This is a genomic window from Parerythrobacter lutipelagi (assembly GCF_005434975.1).
Classification (GTDB): domain Bacteria; phylum Pseudomonadota; class Alphaproteobacteria; order Sphingomonadales; family Sphingomonadaceae; genus Parerythrobacter_A; species Parerythrobacter_A lutipelagi.
This window is the reverse complement of record NZ_SKCJ01000002.1, coordinates 1205010-1226478: the sequence shown is the minus strand read 5'-3', so window position 1 is coordinate 1226478 and position 21469 is coordinate 1205010. Positions and strand designations below refer to the sequence as shown.

At 58.7% G+C, this 21469-nt stretch carries 23 protein-coding genes and 1 tRNA gene; 16 read left to right on the top strand and 8 right to left on the bottom strand.

Annotated features, from left to right (window positions below):
• Positions 1–6: 6 nt before the first annotated feature.
• From E0502_RS14235 to E0502_RS14205, 7 genes are all read left to right on the top strand, one after another.
• A complete protein-coding gene (locus tag E0502_RS14235) occupies positions 7–498 on the top strand; it encodes a hypothetical protein (RefSeq protein WP_137678635.1) in 492 nt (163 codons plus the stop codon).
• The gene (gene mce, locus E0502_RS14230; protein ID WP_137678634.1) at positions 495–944 is read left to right on the top strand and encodes a methylmalonyl-CoA epimerase; all 450 of its coding nucleotides are present in this window, start codon (positions 495–497) and stop codon (positions 942–944) included. The genes E0502_RS14235 and mce overlap by 4 nt, the downstream gene beginning before the upstream one ends.
• 170 nt (positions 945–1114) lie before the next feature.
• Positions 1115–3271, top strand: coding sequence for a methylmalonyl-CoA mutase (gene scpA, locus E0502_RS14225; protein WP_137678633.1), 2157 nt, complete (start codon positions 1115–1117; stop codon positions 3269–3271).
• Complete coding sequence (locus E0502_RS14220) at positions 3268–4128, top strand: alpha/beta hydrolase (RefSeq protein ID WP_137678632.1); 861 nt, start codon at positions 3268–3270, stop codon at positions 4126–4128. Before scpA ends, E0502_RS14220 begins: the two co-directional genes overlap by 4 nt.
• Before the next feature lie 94 nt (positions 4129–4222).
• The gene (locus E0502_RS14215) at positions 4223–4954 is read left to right on the top strand and encodes a heme-dependent oxidative N-demethylase family protein (RefSeq protein ID WP_476704104.1); all 732 of its coding nucleotides are present in this window, start codon (positions 4223–4225) and stop codon (positions 4952–4954) included.
• Complete coding sequence (locus E0502_RS14210; RefSeq protein ID WP_137678631.1) at positions 4955–6976, top strand: acetyl-CoA carboxylase biotin carboxylase subunit; 2022 nt, start codon at positions 4955–4957, stop codon at positions 6974–6976.
• The gene (locus tag E0502_RS14205; protein WP_137678630.1) at positions 6976–7347 is read left to right on the top strand and encodes a tRNA-binding protein; all 372 of its coding nucleotides are present in this window, start codon (positions 6976–6978) and stop codon (positions 7345–7347) included. Before E0502_RS14210 ends, E0502_RS14205 begins: the two co-directional genes overlap by 1 nt.
• Positions 7348–7616: 269 nt before the next feature.
• On the opposite strand, the gene E0502_RS14200 is transcribed toward E0502_RS14205, so the two are convergent.
• The 3 genes from E0502_RS14200 to E0502_RS14190 are packed head-to-tail and all read right to left on the bottom strand — an operon-like array spanning position 7617 to position 10105.
• Positions 7617–8387 carry a cyclase family protein gene (locus E0502_RS14200; protein WP_137678629.1) on the bottom strand — a complete coding sequence of 257 codons (771 nt, stop codon included), beginning with the start codon at positions 8385–8387 and terminating at the stop codon, positions 7617–7619.
• A gap of 33 nt (positions 8388–8420) precedes the next feature.
• The gene (gene aroB, locus E0502_RS14195) at positions 8421–9530 is read right to left on the bottom strand and encodes a 3-dehydroquinate synthase (RefSeq protein WP_137678628.1); all 1110 of its coding nucleotides are present in this window, start codon (positions 9528–9530) and stop codon (positions 8421–8423) included.
• Entirely contained in the window at positions 9521–10105 is a 585-nt protein-coding gene (locus tag E0502_RS14190) for a shikimate kinase (protein ID WP_137678627.1), read from the bottom strand. The genes aroB and E0502_RS14190 overlap by 10 nt, the downstream gene beginning before the upstream one ends.
• Before the next feature lie 200 nt (positions 10106–10305).
• Here E0502_RS14190 and E0502_RS14185 point away from each other — a divergent pair, with 200 nt between their 5' ends.
• The 4 genes from E0502_RS14185 (at position 10306) to E0502_RS14170 (ending at position 15573) form a co-directional block, all read left to right on the top strand.
• Positions 10306–12141: a hypothetical protein gene (locus tag E0502_RS14185; protein WP_240049118.1), complete on the top strand. Its 1836-nt coding sequence runs from the start codon at positions 10306–10308 to the stop codon at positions 12139–12141.
• Positions 12142–12165: 24 nt separating this feature from the next.
• Positions 12166–13044, top strand: coding sequence for a tyrosine recombinase (locus E0502_RS14180; protein ID WP_137678626.1), 879 nt, complete (start codon positions 12166–12168; stop codon positions 13042–13044).
• A gap of 10 nt (positions 13045–13054) precedes the next feature.
• On the top strand, positions 13055–14002 hold the full coding sequence (locus tag E0502_RS14175; RefSeq protein ID WP_137678625.1) for an acetyl-CoA carboxylase carboxyltransferase subunit alpha: 948 nt from the start codon (positions 13055–13057) through the stop codon (positions 14000–14002).
• Between the two features lie 110 nt (positions 14003–14112).
• Positions 14113–15573 carry a M48 family metalloprotease gene (locus E0502_RS14170; RefSeq protein ID WP_137678624.1) on the top strand — a complete coding sequence of 487 codons (1461 nt, stop codon included), beginning with the start codon at positions 14113–14115 and terminating at the stop codon, positions 15571–15573.
• A gap of 77 nt (positions 15574–15650) precedes the next feature.
• On the opposite strand, the gene E0502_RS14165 is transcribed toward E0502_RS14170, so the two are convergent.
• Complete coding sequence (locus E0502_RS14165; RefSeq protein WP_137678623.1) at positions 15651–15827, bottom strand: Flp family type IVb pilin; 177 nt, start codon at positions 15825–15827, stop codon at positions 15651–15653.
• Between the two features lie 117 nt (positions 15828–15944).
• Complete coding sequence (locus tag E0502_RS15355) at positions 15945–16310, bottom strand: Flp family type IVb pilin (RefSeq protein WP_240049170.1); 366 nt, start codon at positions 16308–16310, stop codon at positions 15945–15947.
• Between E0502_RS15355 and E0502_RS14155 the strand changes: the two genes are divergently transcribed.
• From E0502_RS14155 to folE, 4 genes are all read left to right on the top strand, one after another.
• Positions 16212–16634, top strand: a complete 423-nt coding sequence (locus tag E0502_RS14155) for a (deoxy)nucleoside triphosphate pyrophosphohydrolase (RefSeq protein ID WP_137678622.1) — start codon at positions 16212–16214, stop codon at positions 16632–16634. The genes E0502_RS15355 and E0502_RS14155 overlap by 99 nt on opposite strands.
• A gap of 45 nt (positions 16635–16679) precedes the next feature.
• Positions 16680–16756, top strand: a tRNA-Arg gene (locus E0502_RS14150).
• A gap of 199 nt (positions 16757–16955) precedes the next feature.
• Entirely contained in the window at positions 16956–17666 is a 711-nt protein-coding gene (locus E0502_RS14145; RefSeq protein ID WP_338047329.1) for a hemerythrin domain-containing protein, read from the top strand.
• 104 nt (positions 17667–17770) lie between these two features.
• Entirely contained in the window at positions 17771–18379 is a 609-nt protein-coding gene (gene folE / locus E0502_RS14140) for a GTP cyclohydrolase I FolE (RefSeq protein WP_137678621.1), read from the top strand.
• A 61-nt stretch (positions 18380–18440) separates the two neighbouring features.
• On the opposite strand, the gene E0502_RS14135 is transcribed toward folE, so the two are convergent.
• The 3 genes from E0502_RS14135 to E0502_RS14125 all read right to left on the bottom strand — a co-directional run bounded on the left by E0502_RS14135 (position 18441) and on the right by E0502_RS14125 (position 19788).
• Positions 18441–18713 (bottom strand): hypothetical protein, encoded by a 273-nt coding sequence (locus E0502_RS14135; protein WP_137678620.1) that lies wholly within the window; start codon positions 18711–18713, stop codon positions 18441–18443.
• A gap of 125 nt (positions 18714–18838) precedes the next feature.
• The gene (locus E0502_RS14130) at positions 18839–19210 is read right to left on the bottom strand and encodes a hypothetical protein (protein ID WP_137678619.1); all 372 of its coding nucleotides are present in this window, start codon (positions 19208–19210) and stop codon (positions 18839–18841) included.
• A 98-nt stretch (positions 19211–19308) separates the two neighbouring features.
• Positions 19309–19788: a peroxiredoxin gene (locus tag E0502_RS14125; protein ID WP_137678618.1), complete on the bottom strand. Its 480-nt coding sequence runs from the start codon at positions 19786–19788 to the stop codon at positions 19309–19311.
• 179 nt (positions 19789–19967) lie between these two features.
• Between E0502_RS14125 and ahcY the strand changes: the two genes are divergently transcribed.
• Positions 19968–21380 (top strand): adenosylhomocysteinase, encoded by a 1413-nt coding sequence (ahcY, locus tag E0502_RS14120; RefSeq protein ID WP_240049116.1) that lies wholly within the window; start codon positions 19968–19970, stop codon positions 21378–21380.
• Positions 21381–21469 lie beyond the last annotated feature (89 nt).

Here is a 21469-nt window from a genome sequence, read left to right as displayed (position 1 = left end):
ACAAAAATGAGCAAGACCCGCCTAGTGGCAGAGCGCATTCGTCGGCATGTTAGAGAGAACTTTGAATTCGTCGATTTGAATGACGCTCATTTCCTATGGCATCACGAACCGAATGAAGGAGGCAAGTGGCTAGAGGAAGCTTTCGTTGTGTTGCCACACACGGTTGACGACAAAGTCGTGGCTCGGCTCGGACTAAATGAGCTTTCAAGCTCTGCCGGTGCTGATGGATCTGGTTGGCCAACCAGTATCGCACAGAATCCCGGTTTTCTGTTTGGCCAAGTTTTGGCCATGGAATGGCTAAGCGAGTTGGAGAAAATCGAAGCCATCGCCGAGTTTGGCAAGGTGCGCGAACTCGATTGGGCGAGAGAACACCTGCGAGGCATGGGATACCAACATGGTGCATTTGAGGATCAAGAAATAGGACCACTGCGCCAGCCTATGAACTCAATCGCGGAAGTCGAGGCGTTCAGGGATAAATTAGTCGAGCGAGCAACATGAAACTAGGCCGTCTCAACCATATCGGCGTCGCGACACCCTCGATCGCGGAATCGCTGCGCTATTACCGCGATGTCATGGGCTCGACGATTGCGCATGAACCGTTCGATCTTCCGGAGCAGGGGGTGAAGGTCTGCTTCATCGATACGCCCGGGCTCGGCGGCACCCATGGCACGCAGATCGAACTGATCGAACCGCTGGGCGAGCAATCCGCGCTTACAACCTTTTTGGCCAAGAACCCGCTCGGTGGGCAACATCATGTCTGCTACGAAGTCGAGGACATCGCTGACGCCCGCACGTGGTTCGAAGGTCTGGGCAAGCGCATTCTTGGCCCGACGCGGATCGGTGCGCATGGCACTCCCATCTTCTTCCTCCACCCCAAGGACATGATGGGCCAGCTGACCGAAATCATGGAAACGCCCAAGGATAACGCGCACTGGTCGAATTGATGATTTCCTCTCCCTCCACGGGAGAGGATACGAAGGCTTGCTGGTTGGCCAGCTAGCCGCAGTTGGAGAGGGCGGTTGGCGCTTGCCACCCCTCTCCAAGCTTCGCTAGGCCACTGGCGTGACCAAGCTGCGCTTTCCTCTCCCGCAAGGGGGGAGGAGTGAGGAATACAATGACTTACAAGCCCACATATGACGACTGGAAGCCCCTTGCCGAGAAGGAAGTGAAGGGCCGCGACCTGACCTGGCACACGCCCGAGGGCATCGCCGTCAAGCCGCTCTACACCAGCGATGATATGGAAGGTTTCGACCCCGGAGTGCCCGGTATCGCGCCATTTACGCGCGGGCCCTATGCCAGCATGTACACCGGCCGTCCGTGGACCATTCGCCAGTATGCGGGCTTCTCCACTGCCGAGGAATCGAACGCCTTTTACCGCCGTAATCTGGCAGGCGGCCAAAAGGGCCTGTCGGTTGCTTTCGATCTGGCCACCCACCGCGGGTATGACAGCGATCACCCGCGCGTGGTCGGCGATGTCGGCAAGGCGGGCGTCGCGATCGACACCGTGCGCGACATGGAAATCCTGTTCGACCAGATCCCGCTCGACACGATGAGCGTGTCGATGACGATGAACGGCGCGGTGATCCCCGTGCTGGCGTTCTACATCGTCGCGGCAGAGCGGCAGGGCGTTTCGCAAGCGCAACTCGCCGGGACCATCCAGAACGACATCCTCAAGGAGTTCATGGTCCGCAACACCTATATCTATCCGCCCGAGCCGAGCATGCGGATCGTCTCCGACATCATCGCATATACCTCGGCCAACATGCCGAAATTCAACAGCATTTCGATCTCGGGCTATCACATGCACGAGGCCGGGGCGACGGCTGTGCAGGAACTTGCCTTCACCATTGCCGACGGCAAGGAATACGCCAAGCGCGCGATAGAAGCGGGCCTCGATATCGACGCCTTCGCGCCGCGCCTGTCCTTCTTCTGGGGCATTGGCATGAACTTCTTCATGGAGATCGCCAAAATGCGCGCCGCGCGTGCGCTTTGGCACGACGTGATGGAAGGGCTGGGGGCGCAGAACCCCAAGTCGAAGATGCTGCGCACCCACTGCCAGACCAGCGGTGTGTCGCTGCAGGAGCAGGACCCCTATAACAACGTCATCCGCACCACGATCGAGGCCATGGCGGCGGTGCTTGGCGGTACGCAGTCGCTCCACACCAACGCGCTCGACGAAGCGATCGCACTGCCGACCGACTTCTCCGCCCGAATCGCGCGCAACACGCAGCTGGTGATCCAGGAGGAAACCGGCATCACCAATGTCGCCGATCCGCTTGGCGGCAGCTATTACATCGAGAGCCTCACCGCCGCACTGGTGGAACAGGCCAAGGCCATGCTGGACGAGGTCGAGGCCGCAGGCGGGATGACCGCCTATGTCGCCAGCGGAAAGCCGAAAGCCGCCATCGAAAGCGCTGCCGCCGCCAAGCAGGCAAGCGTCGACCGGGGCGAGACGGTGATTGTCGGCGTCAACAAATACCGGCGCGAAAAGGAAGACGAAATCGACACGCTCGATATCGACAATCACGCCGTGCGTGACAGCCAGATTGCGCGACTGGAGAAAGTCCGTGCAGGGCGCGACGAACCGGCCTGCAAGGCAGCGCTTGAAGCGCTTGCTTCCGGCGCGGCGCAACGTGAGGGCAACTTGCTCGAACTGGCGGTGGAGGCCGCGCGTCACGACGCGACTTTGGGCGAAATCAGTCAGGCGATGGAAGATGCCTATGGCCGCTACAACACGCTGCCCCAGCCGGTGCGCGGCATCTACGCCGAAGCATATGAGGGCGATGACCGCTATGAACAGGTGCTGGAGGGGGTGAAAGCGGTTGAACGTCGCCTGGGTCGCAAGCCCAAGCTGTTGGTCGCCAAGATGGGTCAGGACGGCCATGATCGCGGAGCCAACGTGATCGCATCCGCCTTTGCCGACATGGGTTTTGATGTCTTGTCCGGCCCGCTGTTCCAGACTCCGAGCGAGACGATGGAAATGGCGCTGGCCAATGATGTCGACGCGGTGGGGGCAAGCAGCCTTGCGGCTGGCCATAAGACGCTGATCCCGGAACTCATCGGTCATTTGCGCGACGCAGGGCGGGCCGATATCAAGGTGATCGCCGGCGGCGTGATCCCGCAGAAGGATTACGACTTCCTGCGCGATGCCGGGGTGCAGGGCATTTACGGCCCGGGTAGCAATGTGGTGGAGTGCGCGGCGGATGTGCTGCGGCTGCTGGGCCACAATATGCCGCCTGCAGGCGAAGAGGTTGGTGAGGCGGCGGAATGAGTAAATGGCTTCTCGCATCGATCGGCATGGCAGCCATCCTGAATCTTCCTGCTGCAGCGCATGAACCCGTTTCTGCTGAGCCGATCGTAATCGGGGAGTCCTTGACGCTGACGACACATGATGCCGAGCGGCGTCTCAACGTCGTTCTGCCGCGCGGCTACGAACAAGGCGAGAGCACCTATCCGCTGATCCTGATGCTCGATGGCGGACTATCGCAGGACTTTTACCTCGCGCTCGGCGTCGAACGTTGGAATCAACTTTGGGACCGCAGCCAGCCGGCAATTTTCGTCGGCGTGGAGACCGTCGACCGGCAACGTGAATTGCTGCCGACCACTGCGGATCCAAATGAGATTGAGCGCTATCCGACTGCAGGAGAGAACGAGCAATTCCGGACTTGGCTATTGGAGGCAGTCTTGCCGCTGCTACGCAAACATTATCGCGACGATGGGCGCGTATTTCTGGTCGGAGAAAGCGCGGCGGGCCACTTCGTTGCCGAGACCTGGGCAAAATACCCTGATGCTTTCGACGGATATGCGGCACTGTCGCCGAGTATGCAGTGGAACGATCAGCAATTGTCGCGCGATGTCGTGGCTGTTGCGGGGCAACGCCGGCCACCGTTTTTCCTCTCGCTGGCAGACGAAGGCGGTGCGACCGAGGAGGGCCTACTTCGCTTTAAGGAAACAACAGGGAATGAGACCTGCTTCGTCGACGGGCGCAAATTGGGCGTGCATCACGCAGATGCGCTCCATCGGCTGCTTCCGCAGGCGCTGCAATTCCTCGTGCCAACGCCGGCGGACTGGCTGGCAGAATATGGGTTGACGACAGGCTGCGAAGCGAACGGCGATGATGGCCCGTGATATTAACGGGGGTGAACAGACTGCAATGCCGCTCGGTTTCTCTGTTGACAACCTTCTCCCCAAATCGCGCGGAGGCGGACGGCTTGCAATTGGATTGTCAAAGCTGACCGAGGACGATTGGCTCCAGCCCAATCCCGACCTTGCTGCGCGCGCGGAGGGTTTTGCTGCTTATCCCGAGGGCATCCAGCTTTCGCCTGAAGGCGAGGCTCCCGGCGCGGAACTTGCCGCCATGCTCGGTCTTTCCGGCGGCCTGCCCGAAGCGGCCCGCAACCATCACGAGGACATGTGCCTCCTGACCCTCCGCGAGGGCGAGGAGCAATACCGCCTCGTCGGCGCGGCCGTGGCCTGGCCCTCCGACTGGACGCCTGCCGAGAAGCTGGGCCTGCCGCTGCGCGCGCTTCATGCGCCGATCCAGGGGTACGAAGAGCAGCTCGCGACCGGCGTTGATCACTTCATGGCCAAGCTGAAGCCAGGCGCGATCTATGGGCGCGCCAACTGGTTCATCGCCGCAACCGGCGCGCGGCGCTGGGTCGCCAAGCCGCCCGAAGTTGCATTCGCCCATGTCACGCCAGAAAACGCAGGTCAGACGCTGTTCGTCCGCTCCGAACGCCAGACCCTGCGCCGCCTGCCTGAAACCGGAGCGATCCTGTTCACCATCGGAATTTATATCGCATCGCTGGGCGAGCTTTCCAGCCCGAATGTCGCGCGCCTCGCCGGGGCGATGGAGGACCTTCTGGCCGGTGAAGGCGAACGACGCGGGGCAGGGGCTTACGCGCACGCGCTTATCGGCTATGCGAAGCGTCGAGAGTCGGAGAGAGCTCAATAGATGTTCAAGAAAATCCTCATCGCCAATCGCGGCGAAATCGCCTGCCGCGTGATCAAGACTGCCAAACGGATGGGTATCGCGACGGTCGCGGTCTATTCCGACGCCGATGCCCGAGCGCCATTCGTAAGCATGGCGGACGAGGCAGTCCACATCGGCCCTTCGCCGGCCGCTGAAAGCTATCTGATAGCCGAGAAGATCATCGCTGCCTGTAAGCAGACCGGCGCAGAAGCGGTGCATCCGGGCTATGGCTTCCTGTCCGAACGCACCAGCTTTGCCGAAGCGCTTGCTGCTGAAGGGATCGAATTCATCGGCCCACCGGTTGGCGCGATTGCGGCAATGGGAGACAAGATCGAGTCGAAGAAGTTGGCCAAGGAAGCCGGTGTCAACACAGTGCCGGGCTCGGAAGGCGAAGTCGAAACCACTGCAGACGCGCTGATGTGGGCGAACAAAATCGGCTATCCGGTGATGATGAAGGCCAGCGCCGGTGGCGGCGGCAAAGGCATGCGACTGGCACATAGTGACAAGGATGTCGAAGAAGGCTTCGAGGCAACTCAGCGCGAAGGGCTCAACTCTTTCGGCGACAAGCGCGTGTTCCTGGAAAAGTTCATTCTCAACCCGCGCCATATCGAGATTCAGATCCTCGGCGATAAGCACGGCAATATCCTCTATCTGAACGAGCGCGAATGCAGCATCCAGCGGCGCCACCAGAAGGTGGTCGAAGAGGCGCCCTCTCCGTTCGTCACGCCCAAGATGCGCAAAGCGATGGGGGAGCAATGCGTCGCCCTTTCGCGCGCCGTCGGCTACTACAGCGCCGGTACGGTTGAGTTGATCGTCAGCGGGGCCGATCCATCGGGCGAGAGCTTCTATTTCCTTGAAATGAATACGCGGCTTCAGGTCGAACATCCGGTTACCGAAGCGATCACCGGTATTGACCTGGTCGAACAGATGATCCGTGTCGCGGCTGGCGAGAAACTGGGCATGACCCAAGACGACATCGGGATTGATGGCTGGGCGATCGAGAACCGCGTCTATGCCGAAGATCCCTATCGCGGTTTCTTGCCCTCCACCGGGCGGCTCGTGCGCTATCGGCCGCCGCTTCAGGGGTGGACCGATGATGGCAGCGCCAACGGTCGCCGGGGTGTCGATGGTACTCGCGTCGACGACGGTGTGTTCGAAGGCGGCGAAGTGTCGATGTTCTACGATCCGATGATTGCCAAACTGGTGACATGGGGCGAAACGCGCGATGAAGCAGCGGATTTGCAAATCCAGGCACTCGACGCGTTCTACATCGAAGGCCTCGGCCACAATGTCGATTTTCTCAGCGCAATCATGCAGCACGAGCGTTTCCGTGCAGGCGACCTGACGACCGGATTCATCGAGGAGGAGTATCCCGAGGGCTTCAGCGGAGCGCCCGCATCCGATGATCTCCAGCGCGGTCTTGCCGCGGTGGCAGGCGTCATTGCTACCGCCGATGCGGACCGTGCGCGGCGGATCGATCAGCAGCTCGACGGTGAGCTTTATGCACCTGGTGACTGGACTGTTTGGATTGGTGGCACTGCTTTCGCAGTTGCCTTGGAAGAAGACGCGATCACTGTTGATGGTGAGCCGCTAGAGCTTTCCATGGAATACACTCCGGGCGACACGATGGTCGATGTCGGAATCGAGGGTGAAGATCTGACGATCCAGCTCAAGCCGACGCGCACTGGCTATGCGGTAACAACACGTGGGGCGTCGCATCAGCTGCGAATACTTCCGACCCGAGTCGCGCATCTGGCCGATCATATGATCGAGAAAGTTCCACCTGATCTTTCGAAAATGCTGATCTGTCCGATGCCCGGGCTGCTGATGAAGCTGCATGTAAGCGAAGGCGATGAAGTCCAGCCTGGTCAGCCACTTGCGACAGTCGAAGCGATGAAGATGGAGAACATTCTTCGCGCGGAAAAGCAGGGAATTATTGCGACGATTAACGCCGAAGAAGGGGAAAGCCTCGCGGTCGATGCGGTAATTCTCGAGCTCGAATAATGCATCTTTTGCACGCTCCCGACGCTCCAGCAGCACCGGAGATTGAGTTCGATGGTTTCCTCAAGGTGGACATCCGCATCGGGACCATTGTTGCGGCCGAGGAGTTTCCGGAAGCTCGCAAGCCATCTTACCGGTTGCGGATCGATTTCGGGCCTGTGATCGGCGAGAAGAAAAGCTGCGCGCAGATCGCGGCGAACTATCACATCGATGAACTGCCCGGCAGGCAGGTCGCCGCGGTGGTCAACTTCCCGCCGCGCCAGATTGGACCGGCAATGTCCGAGGTGCTTACCTTGGGATTTGCGGACGAGAATGGCGAAGTCGTGCTATTCGCGCCGGATGTGAAAGTTCCGGACGGCTCGCGTCTGTTTTGACGGTCTGGCTTGACAGATGCTTGACGAAATTGACACCGTGTCAACTTCGATGTTTTCGCTTAGATCATTGAAAAATAGATATAAAACACGCTCTTATTGTCTGGCGGGTATAAAGAGAGCCCCCCGGGGTATCCAAGCCGCAAAGTGTCGCTATGGCGTGGCGCGCCAGACCTGCGTTGTTTCTCCATACATGCCATTCCGTGAGTGAACCAGAATTTGCGCTTGTAGGAAAACGTTTCGTGCGCCGGCAGATATCGCAAGACGATTGATCAATCCTCGACCATTGCAACCGCTCTGATCCAGCCCGCGCTCGCGCGCTCGATTTTCACCGGGAAACAACTGACGGTAAAGCCGTGGCTTGGCAGCGCAGCAAGATTGGTGAGCTTCTCGATCTGATAATATGGTCTGATGCGCCCCGCTTTGTGGCCTTCCCAAATGATCCCGGGGTCGCGCGTTTCGGCCCAGCGCTGGGCGGTAAGGCTGAACGGAGCATCCCAGCTCCATGCATCGGTTCCGACGACTTCGATGCCTTGCTCGGTCAGGTATAGTGTCGCTTCTTCTCCCAGGCCGACGCCCTGATGGATGAACTTCTCCGTCCCGTAGATTGCGCCTGACTGCACCAGAACGATATCGAGGGGCTGAAGCTGATAAGCGATCCGATCTAGCTCGGCCTCGACTTCTGCCGCTGTCACGACATGGCCGTCAGCCATTGCGGAGAAGTCCAGCTTCACCCCCGGTCGCAAAAAACGATCCAGTGGCGCTTCATCAATGCTGGGTGCAGGCCTCGCGCCATCGTCGGTCGTCGAATGATAATGCCATGGTGCGTCCATGTGCGTGCCATTGTGCGTCGACAGCTCGAGCATTTCGACCGCCCAGCCTTCGCCATCGGGCAAGTCCGCCTTTTCCAGACCGGGGAAGAAGGCTGCAATCTGCTGCCACGTGTCCTGATGCGTCATGTAGGTGATCTTGGGACGCATCACGTCCGGATCGGAGACGACGTTGTTCGTGATCGGAATCGAAAGGTCAATAAAGCGTGTCATGCTGCGAAGCATTGTGCGCAGCAAAACTCCACGTCAATGCACCTGTAGTTGCTCGTCGAGGAATGCTGCGACATCGCTCAGATCGACATCCTGCGCGAGAAATGCTGCGCCGATTCCGCGCAGCAAAACGAAAGGAAGTGTGCCGGCGTCCATTTTCTTGTCGTGCAACATGTGGCTGACAAGGGTGGCCCCGTCGCATTCAAGACCAAGCGCTGAAACCTCGCCCGGCAGACCGGCTTGCGCGATCGAAGCAGCAATGCGCTGAGCGTCCGATGGCGTCAGAAGATCGCGCCTTGCCGAGTATCTTGCGGCCAGGATCATGCCCATAGCAACGCTTTCCCCGTGGAGGAGGCGGTCGGAAAACCCGGTCTCTGCTTCCAGCGCGTGGCCGAATGTGTGGCCAAGATTCAGCAAAGCTCTGACCCCGCTGGTCTCGCGCTCATCTTGCGCCACGATCCGCGCTTTTGCCGAGACACTTGTTGCGACGGCGTATTCCAGCTTGGCCGGATCGCGCTGGAGCACATCTGTGCCGTTCTTTTCGAGCCAGTGGAAGAAAGCCTCGTCGCCGAGGATGCCGTATTTGATTACTTCTGCGTAGCCCGCTCGCATTTCCCGGTCGGGCAGTGTGGACAGCGTTGCAAGATCGGCGAGGACTAGCGATGGCTGATGAAATGCCCCGATTAGATTCTTGCCCGCCGGAGTGTTGATTGCGGTTTTGCCACCGACTGAGCTGTCAACTTGCGCGAGCAATGTGGTGGGTATCTGAACGAAGCCGCAGCCGCGCTTGAGGATGGCGCAGGCGAAGCCGGTCAGATCGCCAACAACGCCGCCTCCAAGGGCAAACACGTGATCGCCGCGCTCCACGCCGCGCTCAAGCAGCCAGCCGGTCAAGTCTTGCAGGCCTTGCCAGCTTTTAGATGATTCACCCGATTCGACATCGAACCAATCGACCTGCTTGCCGGAGTCTGCAAACGCCTGTTCGATTACAGATCCGTGAAATTTGCGCGCGTTGCGATCGGCCACAACAGGGACGCTCTGCTTGCGATCGAAATGCGCCGCTTCGACGGCAATGTTTTCGAGCAGGTTGGACGCTACACGCACGTCATAGCTGCGCCCGGCCAATTCGACTTTAACTACAGCCATCGGTCGATCGCTTCTATAATCGCATTGGCTGTTTCCAAATGCGGGCCGTCGTCACTTGCAATACGGATTGGTGCCTGTGAATAGGCTGGCTCTCTTTCCGCGCGCAGTCGGCTCAGTATTTGCGCGGGATCGCCCCCTTGAAGGAGCGGCCGGGTGTTGCGTCGACCGGTTCTCTCGACCAGCGTGTCGATCGAGCAATCGATCCACACTGCGATCGCCTTATCCAGGATCAAGGCGCGTGTTTCATCGTTGACGAAGGCACCGCCACCGGTCGCTATGACGCCATCGGATTCGCCTATCAAACGAGCGATCACGCGGCGTTCGCCATCGCGAAAATACTCTTCGCCGAACTCGGAAAAGATCTCTGCGATGCTCAGCTGCGCTGCATCTTCTATCTCGTCGTCGGCATCGACGAAATCTGTGCCAAGCAGATTTGCCAGTCGTCGTCCGACTGTCGATTTGCCAGCGCCCATCAGGCCAACAAGCACCACGGGCCGATCGATCCGGCGGGCGATCCCGGCAATCTCCGCATCGGTCAATCGAGTTGCGCGGTGGGTTGAAGCATCATCTTGCATTGCCGCTCCGCCTATAGATGGGCTAGGTGGTGCGCAACTGTGCTGGTTTCAGGATTTTTCGAGTTGACCGTCTCTGCAACAAGAATTGGCTTGTACGCTGCCTTGGCAATCGGGCTTGTTGTCCTCGTCGCATGGGTCGACGGAGGAGAAGAGCCGCTGCGTGAAATAGCCCAGCCTGTGCCGCTGCCCGAGGATGCGTTGTGAAGAAGTTTGTATTTATCGGTGCGGCAGCCATTGCCATGACATCAGGGCTGGTTCTTGCGGAGGAACAGCCCGAATCGCTTCTGCCGCCGGGATTTGACGATCCTGCGCCAGCACCGAGCCCGGCGCCTGCACCCCGGACGACAGCAACGCCTGCAACCCCCGCTGTGCCATCAGGGGGCGGGGCGGTTGTTCAGCCAATTCCCTCGGCACCGTCCGCGCCGATCGGCCCAGCCCCGAATTTGCCGTCAGGCTTTCCTACGGTCGAAGAACTTGAAGGTCTGGAAGGTGAGGAACTCGACGAACTCCTGGGCCTGAAGCCCCGTTACGATATTCCGCCCGCAGCGCGGCGCTCGATGGAGCGTGTGGGTGTTCTGGCAAAGGACGAAGGGGGATTTCCCGCGGCTTCTCTGGCAAAGCAGCCAGCAGGATTGGTGCGCGCGGCACTGGCCGGCACGAAAGGGCCGGTGGTCTCACGCTGGGGGCATATCTTGCTGCGTCGGGCGCTCGCCAGCCGGCTTGAGACTCCTGCCGGAATGGCTCCTGCAGAGTTTGCGGCCCTGCGTGCAACGGCGCTCAACAATCTCGGCGAGTTCGGGGTCGCTCGAAGCCTTGTGCAGGATGTCGACACAGGCAACTGGAACCCTGCGCTGACCGACGCGGCAATTGATGCTTATATTGGTTCAAGCGATATTGCCGGGGTCTGCCCATCGGTTCAGCTTCAGGGCGGCAAGCGCGAAGATTCGCAATGGAAGCTGCTGCAGGGCATCTGTTATGCCTATGCCGGGCAGACCGTCCGATCCAACGCAGTGCTTAATCGATTGGCACCGGAAGGGCCTGTCGAACGAATCGATATTTTGTTGGCTCAGCGTTACGCAGGGGCAGCCGGCGGTGGACGCCGCGCGGTCAATCTCGAATGGGACAATGTCGAGGAGATCACGCCGTGGCGGCATGCTCTGGCGCTAGCGGTCGGGGCGGAATTGCCGGACAATTTGGCCGATTCCTCCGATCCTTATTTCCAGCGGACCATTGCAGTCGCGCCGATGCTGACGCCGGCAGAGCGGGCGGACGGGGCAGAGCGTGCTGCCCGTGAAGGTATCCTGTCTGCGCAAGCGATGGTCGACTTGTTCAGCCAGATCCATGCCGAACAGGGCGTCGATGGCCCACATCGCGTCGCCGCCGCGCGACTACGCGATGCCTATGTGGCCAACGATGCGATGGTCCGTGCCGAGGCAATCCGTGAAATCTGGGGCGGGGCGGAGGCAGATCCTTTTGGCCGTTATGTCCTCACGGCCTATGCGTCGGCGCGACTTGAGCCAAGCGAGGACTTGCTCGAAGGAGCCGAAGATTTGATTGCTTCGATGCTTTCAGCCGGCCTCGATGCGAATGCCATGCGGTGGGCGTCGGTGGTTCCCGACGGCAGTCTGGCCTGGGGGCAATTGGCTCTCGCACAGCCCAATCGCACCAATCCTGTGACGGAAGGACAGATAGAGTCGTTCCGCAGCAATGATGAAAGCTCCGGGCAGATCAAATCGCAATTTCTTGTCGCAGGACTTGCGGGACTGGGCCGCGTTTCGCCCGCTGTTCGCGATGAAATTGCCGATGAGCTCGGCTTCTCGCTGAGTTCTGAGACGCGTTGGGCACAGCTGATTGACCGTGCAGCCGAAGTGCGAAACCCGGTGCTGGTCGCCTATCTGGCCGGTGTCGGAATGCAGGGAGAAGGGTGGAGCAAGATGACCCCGCGTCATCTCTACCACATCGTTTCCGCACTGAACCGTGCCGGGATGCAAGCAGAAGCAAGGATGATCGCCGCGGAGGCGGTCGCAAGGGGCTGACGTGATTGCGGGACCGCTTGGTGCATGAGTGCGGCAATCGACGATTTTCTGGCGATGCTTGCCGCCGAACGCGGTGCCGCTGCAAACACATTAGCCGCTTATCGGCGCGACCTTGAGGGCGCTGAACAACTGGTTGGGCAACTTGATACGATTTCCTCCGAACGGCTGGGCAAAGTTGCCAAGGCGTGGGCGGAATTCGCTCCGTCGACGATAGCGCGCAAGTCATCGGCTCTGCGGCAATTCTTCAGCTTCCTCGTCGATGAAGGCCATCGCAATGATGACCCGAGTCATGCCCTTCCGCGCCCCTTGCCGCGACGGCCATTGCCCAAGATTCTCTCCCACGCGGAAGTGGATCAGCTGTTCAGCCGCGCGGAATCAGATGCCGGGACCAATAGTCCGGCACGGGTGCGAATGCTGGTCTTGCTTGAGCTGCTGTATGGTTCGGGTTTGCGCGCGACGGAACTGGTCTCTCTTCCTGTATCGGCTGTTCCGCGCGATGCGCCATTTCTGACGGTCACCGGCAAAGGCGGGCAAGCCCGGATGGTTCCTGTGAGCAATCGCGCGAAGCAGGCCATTTCGAAATGGCTTGCACTCAGCGGCGGAAATTCGGGATACCTTTTCCCTTCGGGTAAGGGACATCTCACGCGAATCCGGCTTTACCAGCTGCTCAAGGAACTGGCTGTACGGGCCGAGCTCGACCCGTCCAAGGTCAGTCCTCATGTTCTGCGGCACGCGTTCGCGACGCATTTGCTGGAAGGCGGTGCCGATCTACGCGTCCTGCAGACCATGCTCGGCCACGCGGACATCGCGACCACGCAGATATACACCCATGTCGACAGCGCCCGGCTCGTTTCACTTGTAAACGAACGGCATCCGCTTGCAGAGCGCGGAACATCGGACTAGCGCAGCCAACATGATTTCCTACCTCGAATTCGAGAAGCCTGTCGCTCAACTTGAAGCTCGCATTGCTGAGCTGCGCTCCGCCGCCGATAATGATGACGTCGATATTTCGGCAGAGTTGCTGCGGCTGGAAAAGAAAAGCGCGGATTTGCTTGCCAGCACCTATTCGTCGCTGACGCCGTGGCAAAAGACACAGGTCGCGCGACATCCTTCCCGGCCGCATTTTCGCGATTTCGTCGAACATATTTTTGACGACTTCATGCCGCTGGGCGGTGATCGAGCGTACGGAGACGATCAGGCGATCCTTGGCGGGTTCGCCCGACTAGGTGACAGGCGCGTCATGCTGATCGGGCACGAGAAAGGGAACGACACCGAAACGCGCATCCGGCACAATTTCGGCATGGGCAAGCCCGAGGGGTATCGCAAGGCTATCCGCCTGATGGAACTGGCGGGGCGTTTCGGCATTCCGGTGGTTACATTGGTCGACACTTCCGGTGCCTTTCCCGGGATCGAAGCTGAAGAACGCGGCCAGGCCGAAGCGATCGCCCGCGCAACCGAAGCATGCCTTGCATTGCCGGTGCCCATGATCGCAACGATCGTGGGCGAGGGCGGCTCTGGCGGGGCTGTCGCATTGGCCAGTGCAGAACGTGTCCTGATGTTCGAGCACGCGGTCTACTCGGTCATTTCGCCGGAAGGTTGCGCCTCGATTCTCTGGCGCACATCGGAAAAAGCGGCTGATGCGGCAGAAGCGATGAAGGTCACAGCGCAACATTTGCTGAAAATCGGCGTGATCGACCGGATCGTGAAAGAACCGGTTGGCGGTGCCCATCGGGACCCGGAATTTGCGGCCAAGTCTCTCGGCACAGCCTTGCACGACGAACTTGATGCGCTTGAAGGGCTGTCGTCCGATGCTCTCAAGCGCTTGAGAGAAGAACGTTTTTTGCAGATGGCAGCAAACTGACGCTTTTTGGAACCACTCGCCCTTTCCAGTCATTTAGCATCTGAAACATGCGCGCCATCTCTGCCCAGAGAAGGTTTCGGCATCGGAAATTTGGGAAAGAGGAGTTCACAATGGCTCGTATCAAGTCACTCGCATATGCCGGGGTTGCCGCCGGAAGTCTTGCTCTGGCTGGCTGTATGGGTGGCACCATACCCAGCGCGTCAGCGCCGATCACTCAGCAGGAAGCGCAACAAGGCTCTGAGTATCACCCGCAATTGTTGCAGGAATTCGGTGGTACCTACCAAGGACCGCAAGCTGCCTATATTGAGTCGGTCGGCAAGAATATCGCTGTGCAGTCGGGCCTCGGAAACGCGCGCGAAGATTTCACGGTGTCAGTACTCAACAGCCCGGTAAACAACGCTTTTGCGATACCAGGCGGCTATATTTACACGACGCGTCAACTCGTCAGCCTGATGAACAACGAGGCGGAACTTGCCGGCGTGCTGGGTCATGAGGTCGGCCACGTTGCCGCGCGTCACTCGCAGCGGCGCCAGGCGAAGGCGCAGCAAAACGCGCTGCTCGGTCTGCTTGGCCAGGTGGTCGGTTCAGTGATTGGCGGCGATTTTGGCGGGCTGATCGCTCAGGGGTCGCAATATACCCAGCTTCTCACGCTCAAATTCTCGCGCACGCAGGAACTCCAGGCCGATGAGCTTGGGATCCAGTATCTCAACGCTGCAGGTTACGACCCGCGTGCCATGGCAACTGTTCTTCGAAGCCTTGCAGCGCAAAACGCGCTCGATGCGCAGTTGCAGGGGCGCGCAAATGCCAGCATCCCGGAGTGGGCATCGACCCACCCTGATCCGCAAAGCCGGGTCCAGACAGCGATGCAGAAGGCAGGGACCGGTACCGGTACGCTAAATCGGGACATCTTTCTTAGCCGGATCGACGGCATCATGTATGGTGACGATCCGCAGCAGGGTGTGATTGAAGGCAACCAGTTCATCCACCCGGACCTGAGGCTGAAGTTCAGCGTCCCCAACGGCTATTACATGGTCAACAGCACGAGGGCTGTGTCGATCAACGGTCAGCAGGGGAAGGCGCAGTTCAGCACCGGACCTTATTCGGGTGGGCTCGACAGCTATGTCCGCTCGGTGTTTACAGCTCTCGGGGGTCAGCAGCAAAGTATCGCCCCGTCATCGATCCAGCGGACAACCGTAAACGGGATTCCCGCCGCTTATGGGACGGCTAGAGTCAACAATGGCCAAAGCCAGGTCGATGTGACTGTGTTCGCTTATGAATTCTCGAACAATCAGGCATTCCACTTCGCGGCTGTCACGCCTGCGGGCCAGTCGGGCACATTCAATTCGATGTTCAATTCGATGCGCCGCATCTCGACAGTGGAAGCTGCGGAAATCATCCCGCGCCAGATTGACGTCGTAACCGTCGGACGTGGCGACACGGTTCAGTCGCTCGCAAGGCGAATGGCTTTCGACAACGGTCAGGTGGAAAGGTTCCGCGTCCTGAACGCGCTTGGTGCCAACGAAGCATTGCAGGCTGGCCAGAAAGTGAAGATCGTCGTCCGCGGGCGATGATCGCGACTGCTTCGGGCAAAAAGAAAGGCGGCGGGATTGCTCCCGCCGCCTTCTTTATGCGTAGTATCGAACGTCTATCAGACGGTGTTCGATTCACCCATCTTCGTCGACACGGTCGAGAAAGTGGTGGTCAGCTCGTTACCGAGGCCCTGCATGGCGGTGATGGCAGCAACTGCGATCAGAGCAGCGATCAGGCCATATTCAATAGCGGTAGCGCCCTGTTCGTCGCGAAGCAGATTTTTGAAGAAAGTCATTATTGGTCTCCTGGTTTGGTCTTCTTACCCGCTCTTCCCATGGTCATTCTCGGGAAGAGTGAATGCTTGGATACGAGGGAGAAATTGACAAAATGCTAAGCAAGGATGCTTAAGATTTTATTCTCCCAGATTGTTTGCAACCTTGTCTGAAACAACCGCCCACAGGCCGGTGTTCTCGTTGGCAACCGCCTCGAACGCACCAATGGATGCGATGACAATTAAGGAAGCGATCAGCCCGTATTCGATTGCCGTAGAGCCACACTCATCGTGTGCGACCCGTTTGAGAAATGGCAGAAGCTTCATCGGAAAACCCCGTCGTTCCGTGACTGATCCATCGGGTTTTCCCGCGAAATGCTTAAGAATTGATTGAAATGGACCCAAGGAATGGAAAATATCCCGACATGGATTCCGGTTGTCGCAATCGCGCTGAATCGAAGTGATGGTCGATGGCTGATGCATCGCCGCCCGGCTGACAAACAACATGGGGGCTTGTGGGAATTCCCTGGCGGCAAGGTTGAACCCGGCGAACTTCCGATGGACGCATTGGCCCGTGAAATTGACGAAGAACTTGCGATAGGGATCGAAGTGGGAGATTTGCAGCCAGCCGCATTTGCCCAGACAACGGAGGAGGCAACGCAACCGCCGATTGTCATTCTTCTTTACACATGTTGCCGGTGGACGCGCGACCCGGTGCCTCAGGAACGCGGCGATATCGGCTGGTTCACACCGGACGAGATCACTTTGTTGGACAAGCCGCCACTCGACATCGAGCTTGCCCGGCAACTCTTCGCAAAAAGCCCGGGATAGGGCTTGCCAACCGCAAATAGCCCGCCTAAGTGCCGCCCTCCAAGCGCGCCCGTAGCTCAGCTGGATAGAGTACCTGACTACGAATCAGGTGGCCGGAGGTTCGAATCCTTCCGGGCGCGCCAATCGAGGCCATCCTTCAGGTGAAGGGTGGCCTCGATTGGTTTTGGCTATGCCACCGGTACTGCAGCTGATGCTGATCAAGACCGGGCGCGGGGCCCGGCTGGATGCGGCTCGAAGCCAGTCATTGAGCGATCGACTCCCCAAGAATATGCATCTGTTCTCGATGCCAACCGCAGCCAGTTGTTCTGAGCTGGCAAACCTGTGACTTTGAGCGCCCAATCCTGCACGCGGCAGCTTCGACTGCTCGGGTCGCTCACCAAGCGTCGTCAGAGCGCTAGACTGCATATTTGCCAAGTTGGGTGGATGGATCATTGTACCCAGACGGAGCGCGGTGACCCGAAATCAAAGGAATGGTCGGAACCCGAAAGCGACCGCTACGTTGAAACAGGCAGACTATCCTCTCGACTTGAAGGTGACACGATGTCCGGATCAGAAGCTATTTTCTCACGTCTCAAGGAAGATCACGACAAGCACCGTGCCTTGTTGGATCGCCTGCTTGAGACCGAAGGCGACAGCAGCGAGCGCGAAGAGCTTTTCACTGAACTGACGAAAGAGCTGAAAGGTCACGCCGCAGCAGAAGAACAGGCGGTCTATTCCACAATGCTGCGCAAGCCGGAAACCACTGATGATACGCGCCATTCGGTTGCAGAACATCACGAGATCGATGAGATGCTCAACGATCTTGCGGCAACGGATATGTCATCGGGTGCGTGGCTGCAGAAATTCAAGTCGTTTGAACATCGCTATCGGCATCATATCGAAGAGGAAGAAGAAGACCACTTCCCTGAATTTGCCAAGCACCTGTCTGAGAATGACGAGAAGCAGATGGCTGAGGTCTTTGCGCGCCGGAAAAGTAGCGAAAAGGCCGATGCTGAAGTTACGCCTGAGAAGAAGGGCGAAGCAAAAGAGTGAGATTGGCCGCACGGTCTGCTTAACTGTCCGTTGCCATCCCGGCATTCGGCCCTATCTCTAGCCTGTAGGTCGCGAGCGGCGTCCGCGCAGCAGGGGAATGACAGATGAGTATGCCGGTGGCTTCTGAGGACAATCGATCAGAAAAGCCCGATGTGCCAGAGCACGTGCAGGAAGCAATCCGCACTCTCATCGAATGGGCGGGCGATGATCCGGCACGTGAAGGATTGCTGGATACGCCCAAGAGAGTGGCGCGCGCATGGAAAGAATATTGCGTTGGCTACGGTGAAGACCCGTCAATGCACTTGGACCGCGTGTTCGAGGAAGTTGGCGGCTATGACGAGATCGTCTTGCTCAAGGATATCCCCTTCCAAAGCCACTGCGAACATCACATGGCGCCGATCCACGGCAAGGCCGCGATTGCCTATCTGCCGGACCAGCGGGTCGTAGGGATCTCGAAACTGGCCCGCGTGCTGCATGGCTATGCCCGGCGATTGCAGATTCAGGAACGCCTCACTGCAGAGGTGGCCGAATGTATCTGGAATCACCTCGAGCCGCGCGGCGTTGCTGTGGTGATCGACGCAACCCATGCCTGCATGGCGGCGCGCGGAGTTCGAACACCGGGCGTATCCATGGTCACCAGCCGGATGATGGGCACATTCCTGGAAGACCAACGAAGCCGGAAAGAAGTGCTCAGCCTGATGGGCTATGGGTAAGAGACTGGAGGAAGCGGGCGATCTCGCCGACCGCCTCACTCCAGAAAGATCGCTCAGGGCTTCAGTTGATCGAGCGGAAGAAGCTCACACAATCGCCGCGGTTCTTGAAATTGAAGAACACGAGAAATCCTGTGTCATAACCCTTGCAGATATCGGCAGGGGCGGAGCGCAGGAGTCCGACACAATCACCAATCGAGTCGAATAATTGTGCGTCAACCAGGCTGCGGCACAGATCAACTTCGTCGTTGGCGCGGGCATTGGCTTGCTGGGGCACGGCGAGGCCTGCTGACATGGCCAGCGCGGCAGACGCGCCAATTGCGGTCAATTTCTTCATGGTTTTCCTCCTGTCGAAAATCGGTTCAAACGACCGGTCAGGAGTATTTCGGTCCCGCAGCAGATTCGTAATGCCATGGATGTGGGGCTTCAGGACCTGTCACACCTCAATACGCGTGCGACGGGCTAGGCCTGCCCGAGCAACTTCCTCAGCCACGCTGGCTTTGAAGGCTTGGGTGCAGTATGTCCGGACACCCGAAACAGGAAGTTGCCGAGCAGGACAGCTTGGTCCTTGTCGATGTAATAGTGATACTCTTCGATATCTTCGGGCGATTTTGGCGTTGAGCGGGTGCTTTGCATTCGCAGCCGCAATCTATTGCCCAGATCATCTGTCGCCCATCCAACCAGCACGCCGTAAGGAATGTCCGGCTCTTCCGTCTGCTTCTTGGTTGGCGCCTTTTTCCCGCTGGCCGCTTTGCGGGCGCGGGTCTTCTTGGCTGCGGCACCATTCTTCGCGGTCTTAGAGGTGCCTGATGAGGTTTTCTTTGGCGTTGCCATCGGCCGAGAATTAGCCAACTTGCCCTTCTGGGCAAGAGCGCAGCCGTATTTGTCCCGAAGTTAGACCGGGTACCGAATTCGGCACCCGGCCAATTTGTTCAGAGTTGGCCGAGCAGGTGTTCGGCGCTGGATACCGAGAAGTCCCCCGGTGCTTCGACGTTAACCTCGCTGACGACGCCATCCTTGACGATCATCGAGTAACGCTGGCTGCGTGTGCCCATGCCATAACCGCTCATGTCACCTGCCAGCCCGACTGCTTCGGCAAATTCACCGTTGCCGTCGGCCAGCATCGTGATGTCTTCGCTGCCATCGGCCTTGTTCCAGGCGCCGAGGACGAACGCGTCGTTGACCGAAGTGCAGATGATTTCATCGACACCTTTGGCTTTCAGCTCATCCGCCTTTTCAACATAGCCGGGAAGGTGGCGCGCCGAACAAGTAGGCGTGAACGCGCCTGGAACCGAAAAAAGCGCGACGGTCTTCCCCGCAAAATAATCCTGCGCATCAACCTGTTCCGGTCCTTCTGCACCGGCTTTGACCAGTTTGGTATTGGGGAGCTTTTCTCCAACTGAGATTGCCATCGCGTAATATCCTTTCGTTTTTCCGTACCGTTGGGTCCGATATAGAGGCTCTGAAGGCCGCCGCAACAAGGCATCATATAAAGATGTCTTTATATTTGCTTCGCGTAGCTGTGATCGCTACATGCGCCACGCAATCGAGCCGCGCGATCCGCGCGGAAAACGACTTCAGGAGAACACCCGTGGCCGATGCCAAGCAAGACTACATCATCAAGGACATTTCGCTCGCTCAGTACGGTCGCGACGAAATCGAGATCGCTGAAACCGAAATGCCGGGCCTTATGGCACTGCGCGAAGAATATGGCAGCGAACAGCCACTCAAGGGTGCCCGCGTAACCGGTTCTCTCCACATGACCATTCAGACCGCGGTTCTTATCGAGACGCTGGTCGCTCTGGGTGCTGAAGTGCGTTGGGCGACGTGTAACATTTTCTCGACGCAGGATCACGCCGCCGCAGCAATTGCCGATCAGGGTATCCCGGTTTTCGCCATCAAGGGTGAAACGCTGGCTGAATATTGGGACTATGTCGGCAACATCTTCGACTGGGCGACCGATGATAACCCGGACCAGACAGCCAACATGATCCTCGACGATGGCGGCGATGCGACCATGTTCGCTCTGTGGGGCGCTCGCCTCGAAGCGGGCGAAACCATGCCCGAGCCGCAAAACGCTGAAGAAATCGAGATGCAGAAAGCGCTCAAGGCCTTCATCGCCAAGCGTCCCGGCTACCTCACCAAGTCGGTCGAGAACATCAAAGGCGTTTCGGAAGAGACGACCACCGGTGTGATGCGCCTTTATCAAATATCGAAGCAGGGCAAACTTCCGTTCCCGGCGATCAACGTCAATGACTCTGTCACGAAGTCGAAATTCGACAATCTTTATGGCTGCAAGGAATCGCTGGTCGATGCGATCCGTCGTGCAACCGACGTCATGCTGGCCGGCAAAGTCGCATGCGTCGCCGGTTACGGCGATGTCGGCAAGGGATCGGCAGCTTCGCTGCGTGACGGCGGTGCCCGCGTAATGGTCACTGAAATCGATCCGATCTGCGCCCTTCAGGCTGCGATGGACGGCTTCGAAGTCGTGACCATGGAAGAAGGCGTGAAGCGCGCCGATATTTTCTGCACGGCGACGGGCAACGAGGACGTGATCACCGCCGAGCACATGAAGGCGATGAAGAACATGGCGATCGTGTGCAACATCGGTCACTTCGATTCCGAGATCCAGATCTCCGCGCTCGACAATTACGATTGGAAGGAAATCAAGGAAGGCACCGACCTGGTCACCTTCCCGGATGGCAAGTCGATCCTGATCCTCGCGAAGGGCCGCCTGGTGAACCTCGGCTGCGGCACGGGCCACCCCAGCTTCGTCATGAGCGCCAGCTTTACCAATCAGACGCTGGCTCAGATCGAATTGTACAAGAATACCGACCAGTACGAGAATGACGTTTACGTGCTGCCGAAGCACCTCGACGAGAAGGTCGCCGCGCTCCACCTCGACAAGCTTGGCGTTATGCTGACGCAGCTTAGCAACAAGCAGGCCGACTATATCGGTGTGCCGCAGGAAGGGCCGTTCAAGCCGGACCATTATCGCTACTGATTTTGTGAATTTTCAGAAAAGCGCCGTTCCCGGATCGGGGGCGGCGCTTTTTTGTTGCCTAATCGTCAAATTCGCTCGGCTGCCGTTGC

Excerpts from the sequence above, each read along its gene's own strand:
- E0502_RS14235 (WP_137678635.1), top strand. The coding sequence starts at position 7 with ATGAGCAAGACCCGCCTAGTGGCAGAGCGCATTCGTCGGCATGTTAGA.
- mce (WP_137678634.1), top strand. The coding sequence starts at position 495 with ATGAAACTAGGCCGTCTCAACCATATCGGCGTCGCGACACCCTCGATC.
- scpA (WP_137678633.1), top strand. The coding sequence starts at position 1,115 with ATGACTTACAAGCCCACATATGACGACTGGAAGCCCCTTGCCGAGAAG.
- E0502_RS14220 (WP_137678632.1), top strand. The coding sequence starts at position 3,268 with ATGAGTAAATGGCTTCTCGCATCGATCGGCATGGCAGCCATCCTGAAT.
- E0502_RS14210 (WP_137678631.1), top strand. The coding sequence starts at position 4,955 with ATGTTCAAGAAAATCCTCATCGCCAATCGCGGCGAAATCGCCTGCCGC.
- E0502_RS14205 (WP_137678630.1), top strand. The coding sequence starts at position 6,976 with ATGCATCTTTTGCACGCTCCCGACGCTCCAGCAGCACCGGAGATTGAG.
- E0502_RS14200 (WP_137678629.1), bottom strand. The coding sequence starts at position 8,387 with ATGACACGCTTTATTGACCTTTCGATTCCGATCACGAACAACGTCGTC.
- aroB (WP_137678628.1), bottom strand. The coding sequence starts at position 9,530 with ATGGCTGTAGTTAAAGTCGAATTGGCCGGGCGCAGCTATGACGTGCGT.
- E0502_RS14190 (WP_137678627.1), bottom strand. The coding sequence starts at position 10,105 with ATGCAAGATGATGCTTCAACCCACCGCGCAACTCGATTGACCGATGCG.
- E0502_RS14180 (WP_137678626.1), top strand. The coding sequence starts at position 12,166 with ATGAGTGCGGCAATCGACGATTTTCTGGCGATGCTTGCCGCCGAACGC.
- E0502_RS14175 (WP_137678625.1), top strand. The coding sequence starts at position 13,055 with ATGATTTCCTACCTCGAATTCGAGAAGCCTGTCGCTCAACTTGAAGCT.
- E0502_RS14170 (WP_137678624.1), top strand. The coding sequence starts at position 14,113 with ATGGCTCGTATCAAGTCACTCGCATATGCCGGGGTTGCCGCCGGAAGT.
- E0502_RS14165 (WP_137678623.1), bottom strand. The coding sequence starts at position 15,827 with ATGACTTTCTTCAAAAATCTGCTTCGCGACGAACAGGGCGCTACCGCT.
- E0502_RS14155 (WP_137678622.1), top strand. The coding sequence starts at position 16,212 with ATGGAAAATATCCCGACATGGATTCCGGTTGTCGCAATCGCGCTGAAT.
- E0502_RS15355 (WP_240049170.1), bottom strand. The coding sequence starts at position 16,310 with ATGTTGTTTGTCAGCCGGGCGGCGATGCATCAGCCATCGACCATCACT.
- folE (WP_137678621.1), top strand. The coding sequence starts at position 17,771 with ATGAGTATGCCGGTGGCTTCTGAGGACAATCGATCAGAAAAGCCCGAT.
- E0502_RS14135 (WP_137678620.1), bottom strand. The coding sequence starts at position 18,713 with ATGAAGAAATTGACCGCAATTGGCGCGTCTGCCGCGCTGGCCATGTCA.
- E0502_RS14130 (WP_137678619.1), bottom strand. The coding sequence starts at position 19,210 with ATGGCAACGCCAAAGAAAACCTCATCAGGCACCTCTAAGACCGCGAAG.
- E0502_RS14125 (WP_137678618.1), bottom strand. The coding sequence starts at position 19,788 with ATGGCAATCTCAGTTGGAGAAAAGCTCCCCAATACCAAACTGGTCAAA.